This is a genomic window from Mycobacterium sp. (assembly GCF_052143115.1).
Taxonomy (GTDB): Bacteria; Actinomycetota; Actinomycetes; order Mycobacteriales; family Mycobacteriaceae; genus Mycobacterium.
On the sequence record NZ_JBKQTQ010000309.1, the window covers coordinates 1 to 5,770 of the forward strand.

The window sequence follows — 5,770 nt, forward strand, 5'->3', positions numbered from 1 at the left end:
GCGGGGGCGCGGCGAGCGAGGTCCAGCGGCGTGAGCACGAGCGGATCGTGGCCACTTTTGCGGACCCATCGACCTGGGTGCTGAGGGAACTGTTGCACGCCTGCTGGGGCAGGCGCGCAGGGCAGGGTGCCTAACGGCTAACGCCCTACTCGGCCGAGGCCTGGAGCACCACCAGCGCGCCGGACTCGACCCGCAGAGTGCCCGCCGCCGCACACCCCGTCACCGGCGTGCTTGAACAACCAGCCCCCGTGCGCCTCGATCACCCCGCGCAGCACCTGTGGCCGGACCCCGAGAACTGGTCCGGGGCGGACGAGAGTCGTTCATCGGTGGGTGCAGGTGGCAGCGTAGCGGGCCGGGGGTAGGTAGCCCAGGCTGGAGTGGCGCCGGTGGTGGTTGTAGTCGTGCTTCCAGTCGCTGATGACCACGCGCGCTTGGGTCAGTGAACGCCCATCACCCCGCTGGAGATGACGAACGGCCGCTCGCCGGCGTTCCGGGCTTAGAAGTTTCCCGTGCGATCTCCTTGAGCGCAGCCTTCTCCAGTTCGGCATCCGCAAGAAGCCTTTTGAGCGTGCTGTTCTCGGATACGCGCGGTTATGACGCTCTCGAGCCCCCTCTTGCAGGACGCCGCCATGGGGGCGCTGCCTGCACTGCGTGCAGCCACCGACCCGGGCGTGCTCGGTGGGCAGTACTTCGGCCCGGACGGCTTCGCGGGAATGCGTGGCTACCCAAAGGTTGTCGAGTCCAGCCGCCGCTCCCACGACGTCTCGGTGCAACATCGACTATGGATCGTCTCCGAGGAGCTGACCGGGGTCCGGTATCCCGTCGACTGATTGAGCACGTTGGGACAATGCCGCTCCGCTGCGGCGGCTTATACGTCGAACGCGAAGAACGTCTACTCGCACAGTATATTTCAGGCGACCAGCCACTGACGTCGGACCGTTGGTGTCGTCTTGTACAAGGACTTACGCTGTGACAGTTGGCCCGAGACCTGACGCGCGTCGGCCTCCTGACGCCTAGCGCGGACCTGGGATTCTGCAAAGCTCTCAACCCAAAGTAGTGTGCGCTGGAGGTTGGCGAGCTCATTCGGGCGTGAGCTGGAGCATGAGTTGTAGGCCGAGTTCGAACCGGTCGTCGGGGCCAGAGCCGGAAACGATTCGCAGTGCTTGCGCAGTGAGCGGAAAGCTTTTGGCGTCAGGTGCATCCGGTAGCTCCGCGAGTCTCGCATGATCGTCTTCCTCGCCCGATTCGGCCAATGCCTGCTCTTCGATGCAGAACCCAACGATGAAGTGACGCAGTAGAAACATGCGTTGTGCCGATTCCTCGAGGGACAGGCCTGCGTCCCGCCACGCGGAAAGCGCTGCCTCGGTCACCGCGAAAGTCGCCGGATCGGCGGCAAACGTTCCGGCAAAGACGCGACCACCGTCGCGGTGGCTGAGGATGCTCGAACGCATCGCGTACGCCCAACCTTTCAAGCGCTCCCGCCAGGGAGCCTCGGGGTTCATGGCGGCGGTGGCAGCGGCGGCGTCCTGGCTGATTGCTACCGCCATGGCCTTGAAGATGTCCCGCTTTGACTTGACGTGCCAATACAGGGTGGGCGCCTGAACCCCTAGTTCGGAAGCAAGAGCCCGCAGGGTGACGCCGTCAATACCCGAACCGTCCAGCAGGCGCAGCCCAGCTCGCGCGATCACTTCCCGGTTGAGTTTCGCAGCCACCTGGACACTCTAACACTGTTAGGTTATTATCTAACAGTGTTAGAGAATCATGGATTACTTCAGGAGGACGACATGTCGGTGACAGATCGCGCGAGCGGCCCAGTGATCATTGCGGGCGCTGGCCCAACGGGTTTGACGCTGGCCACCGAGTTGAGGCGCGGCGGCGCCGAGGTGGTGTTGTTGGAACGGCGGCCCCATCGCGGCGTCGACGGGTCACGCGCGGCCGGAATGCAGCCGCGGACCATCGAGATGCTTGACCAACGGGGTGTCGCCGAGCGATTCCTGGCCGTGGGTCCGCAGAACAATCTCGGCAATTTCGCCGGCATCCTGCTGGACTACTCGGTACTTCCCAGCCGCTTCCCCCACACCTTCAACATCTTCCAGGCAGAGACCGAACAGATCCTCGAAAAGATGACCGAAGAACTCGGGGTGCCGGTGCGCTGGTCCAGCGAAGTGACGGCAGTGCGCGATACCGGCGACGGCATTGAGGTCACCGTAGAGGGACCCAACGGAGCCGAAACCGTAACCGGCAGTTACCTCATCGGCTGCGACGGCGGACGCAGCGTCGTCCGCAAGCTCATGGGTGTGGGATTCCCAGGGACCGACGCCACGATGATGTGCCTGATCGGCGACGTCGAACTCGACGACCCACCGCAGTGGCCGATGTTCCTCCAAAGGCGCGAGCTTGGTTCGATCACGGCAGTCCAGTTCCGGCCGGGCTGGTACCGGATCTGTACCAGCGAGCCGAAACCCGCGGACGAGGCCACTGGGCCGGTCACGCTGGAAGAGCTGAGGGCATCGACATTGCGGGTTGCGGGCACCGATTTTGGAATGCACGATCCCACTTGGGTTTCGCGTTTCAATGATGCCATTCGCCAGGCCGATCGCTACAGAGTCGGGCGGGTATTCCTGGCGGGCGATGCCGCCCACATCCACCTGCCCGCGGGCGGCCAAGGCATGAACATGGGCATGCAGGACGCGTTCAACCTCGGCTGGAAACTCGCGGCGGTGCTGCGCGATGACGCCCCGGACAGCCTGCTCGACACCTATCACTCCGAACGGCATGCCGCCGACGCCGAGACGCTGAAAGTCATTCGTGCACAGTCAGTCATTGTCGAATCCGGACAACGCGCCGACGATCTCTTCGACATGGTCAAACATCTAGTCGGATTCGACGAGTCCAACGACTACCTGGCCACCGTCCAGTCCGGGCTCGGTGTCCGGTATGCAATGCCCGGTGAACACCCACTGCTGGGCCGACGGGTGCCCGACGCCGAGATCACCTCCGACACCGGGGCCACCCGGATCTACGAACTACTCAACACGGCACACACTGTCCTGCTTGACCTCTCGGACTCGGCACAGCTGGCGAATGCCGTGCCCGAGTGGACCGGGCGAGTCGACATCATCAAGGCACAGAGCGCAACAGAAACGTGGAATGTTCCCGGTGTGGGCGCGATCTCGACGCCGGCGGCGGTGCTGATCCGACCCGACGGGTACGTGAGCTGGGTGAGCAGCGGCGACCACGATCTCACCGGATTGCGGGAAAGCCTGACCATATGGTGCGGGCCGGGCATTTGATGCTTGAGGTCATCGACAAGGGATCATCCAGTGAATCTCAACCGGTGCCAATGCTTTTCGTCCACGGGGCGGAGCACGCGGCCTGGTGCTGGGACGAACATTTCCTGGACTACTTTGCCGACCGGGGTTACCGCGCCGTCGCCGTGAGCCTTCGCGGACACGGCGGCAGCGCAGCCTCGAAACCGTCTTGGGCCTGGTCGATTACCGACTACGTTCAGGATGTGCGCTCAGTGGCCGATCAGCTGCCACTCCCCCCAGTGGTCATCGGCCATTCACTGGGTGGCTTCGTGGTACAGAAGTATCTGGAGTCCTACGCTGCGCCTGCGGCGGTGCTCATCGCATCCGCACCACCGCAGGGCGCCGCCGGTGCAGTACTGCGCAATGCGAGAGCATTGCTGGGCACTATGACCCGATACCCCAGGCACATGACCAATGACGTTGACGACCTTCAGCGCGTCCGCTCGACATTCTTCAGCCCGGCCACCCCCGAATCATGGGTCGCCCGTTACGCGCAACGCCTCCGCAAGGAGCCAATGGGAAAGTTCGCGCTCGACATGCTAGTTCTCAACCTGCCCAAACCCAGCCAAGTGCGCACGCCGGTGCTGGTGCTCGGCGCCCAATGCGACAGCTGCGTCACCCCACACGAAGCGCGAGCCACCGCGCGCGCCTACCGCACCCGAGCCGAGATCTTCCCCGACATGGGCCACGACATGATGCTCGAACCCGGTTGGACTGAAGTCGCTCAACGAGTCGACAACTGGCTACGCACGCAAGGCCTATAGCACGTCGCGCAACGAACGGATGCAGTGATGTTGCTGCATCACATCTACATGAACTGCGTGAAAGCAGGAAAATTTACTGCATTGGCCGGACCCCGAGACCTGGTCCGCGAGCGGACGAGAGTCGTTCATCGGTGGGTGCAGGTGGCAGCGTAGCGGGCCGGGGGTAGGTAGCCCAGGCTGGAGTGGCGCCGGTGGTGGTTGTAGTCGTGTTTCCAGTCGCTGATGACCACGCGCGCTTGGGTCAGTGACCAGAAGCTGTTGATGTTGAGGCATTCGTCGCGGACCCTGAAGTTGAAGGACTCGACGTAGCCGTTGCGCCAGGGCTCGCCGGGCGGGATGAAGTGCAGGCCGACATGGCCGTGTGCCCATTGGGCCATTGCTGCGCAGGCCAATTCGGGCCCGTTGTCGCATCGGATCACGATGGGTCGACTGCCGCGCTCGACTGCCACATGGTGGAGTTCGGCGATGAGGTCCTCTCCGGTGATCGACCGCTCGACCAACCCGCCCAGGCATTCACGGGTGTGTTCATCGACAATGGATACGATCTTGATCGGCCGCCCGTCGGTCGTGACATCGAACTGGAAATCGACCGCCCATACCCGGTCGGGCGCATCAGCGGTCACCGCGTCGGCCGCGGTGGACGCCCCGTGGCGTTTGCGCCGCCGCCGCTGAGGCACCCGCAGACCCTCCTCGCGCCAAAGCCGTTGAATCTTCTTGTGGTTCACGTTCCAACCCTCGCCGCGGGCGTCGTGGTAAGCCGGTCTGAACCCACGCCGCGGATGATCGCGGGCGTAGACGCGCAGCCACGCCCGCAACGCCGCATCGGGATCCTGAGCCGTGTCCGACACAGGTTCGTGTCGCTGCGTAGCGCGGTGCTGCCCGGTGACGCGACAAGCGAACCGTTCACTGACCCCCAGCACCCGCTGGAGATGACGAACGGCCGTTCGCCGGCGTTCCGGGCTTAGAAGTTTCCCCGTGCGATCTCCTTGAGCGCAGCCTTCTCCAGTTCGGCATCCGCAAGAAGCCTTTTGAGCGTGCTGTTCTCGCGTTCGAGGTCTTTGAGCCGTTTGGCGTCCTCGGCCTTCAGCCCGCCGAACTGGTTACGCCACCGGTGATATGTCGCTTCCGAGACCCCCAGCTCGCGGCACACCGCCGCGGTGTCCTTGCCCTCGGCCAGCAGCCGATCGGCCGTCATCAACTTGCGCACAACCTGCTCCGGGGTGTGCCGCTTCCTCGTCGCCATAATCCTGTCGAGCCTGTCGAGCCTTCCTGCCCACAACGTGGGCCGCAAGACTCTCATACGCCCCGGCTCAACCAACCGGGGTCAGACCACCTGGTCGTGGGCGGCCAGCGCCACCCGCATCGCATCCGCGTCGGCCTCCCACCGACGGGTCGAACCCTCAACATCGGTGAACAAAAACGTCACCACCCCCGAAGGAGCAGCGGCCGCCGGATCACCGGACACCCCTGCAGAATGTCACAACAGATACGCTGCCACCTTGCACATCGCCGGAATCGGCGCGGTCACCGGATGCGCGAGTTACGAGACGGACTTCCGCGAGTCACAGATGTGGTCTTATTCGAGACAGGACGGGAGCCGAATTAGGGCCAAGCCTCAGCCCCAGGATCAGCCTGACCTCAGCAACCTCGGGTGCTCGCGTAAGGAAGAATTTTCATCATCTCCTGACTTGGGAC

At 63.9% G+C, this 5,770-nt stretch carries 5 protein-coding genes and 3 pseudogenes; 3 read left to right on the forward strand and 5 right to left on the reverse strand.

Features of this window, described 5'->3' with window-relative positions; all coding sequences use genetic code 11:
- Positions 1 to 320 precede the first annotated feature (320 nt).
- Positions 321 to 443: pseudogene (locus ACLQI9_RS30630) on the reverse strand (integrase core domain-containing protein); the annotation flags it as partial.
- A 12-nt stretch (positions 444 to 455) separates the two neighbouring features.
- A pseudogene (locus tag ACLQI9_RS30635) lies at positions 456 to 579 on the reverse strand (IS3 family transposase); the annotation flags it as partial.
- Positions 580 to 608: 29 nt separating this feature from the next.
- Between ACLQI9_RS30635 and ACLQI9_RS30640 the strand changes: the two are divergent.
- Positions 609 to 830: pseudogene (locus tag ACLQI9_RS30640) on the forward strand (short-chain dehydrogenase); the annotation flags it as partial.
- 249 nt (positions 831 to 1,079) lie between these two features.
- Here ACLQI9_RS30640 and ACLQI9_RS30645 read toward each other — a convergent pair.
- Positions 1,080 to 1,712 (reverse strand): TetR/AcrR family transcriptional regulator C-terminal domain-containing protein, encoded by a 633-nt coding sequence (locus ACLQI9_RS30645; protein WP_442385271.1) that lies wholly within the window; start codon positions 1,710 to 1,712, stop codon positions 1,080 to 1,082.
- Positions 1,713 to 1,784: 72 nt separating this feature from the next.
- On the opposite strand from ACLQI9_RS30645, the gene ACLQI9_RS30650 reads away from it, so the two are divergent.
- Positions 1,785 to 3,293, forward strand: a complete 1,509-nt coding sequence (locus ACLQI9_RS30650) for an FAD-dependent monooxygenase (RefSeq protein ID WP_442385273.1) — start codon at positions 1,785 to 1,787, stop codon at positions 3,291 to 3,293.
- The gene (locus tag ACLQI9_RS30655) at positions 3,293 to 4,075 is read left to right on the forward strand and encodes an alpha/beta hydrolase (protein WP_442385275.1); all 783 of its coding nucleotides are present in this window, start codon (positions 3,293 to 3,295) and stop codon (positions 4,073 to 4,075) included. Before ACLQI9_RS30650 ends, ACLQI9_RS30655 begins: the two co-directional genes overlap by 1 nt.
- A gap of 125 nt (positions 4,076 to 4,200) precedes the next feature.
- Here ACLQI9_RS30655 and ACLQI9_RS30660 read toward each other — a convergent pair.
- Both ACLQI9_RS30660 and ACLQI9_RS30665 read right to left on the reverse strand, forming a co-directional pair.
- A protein-coding gene (locus tag ACLQI9_RS30660; protein ID WP_442385277.1) for an IS3 family transposase occupies positions 4,201 to 5,318 on the reverse strand; the annotation gives its coding sequence in 2 pieces (ribosomal slippage) (positions 4,201 to 5,051 and positions 5,051 to 5,318; 1,119 coding nt in all).
- 81 nt (positions 5,319 to 5,399) lie between these two features.
- Positions 5,400 to 5,540: a hypothetical protein gene (locus tag ACLQI9_RS30665; RefSeq protein ID WP_442385279.1), complete on the reverse strand. Its 141-nt coding sequence runs from the start codon at positions 5,538 to 5,540 to the stop codon at positions 5,400 to 5,402.
- Positions 5,541 to 5,770: the final 230 nt, after the last annotated feature.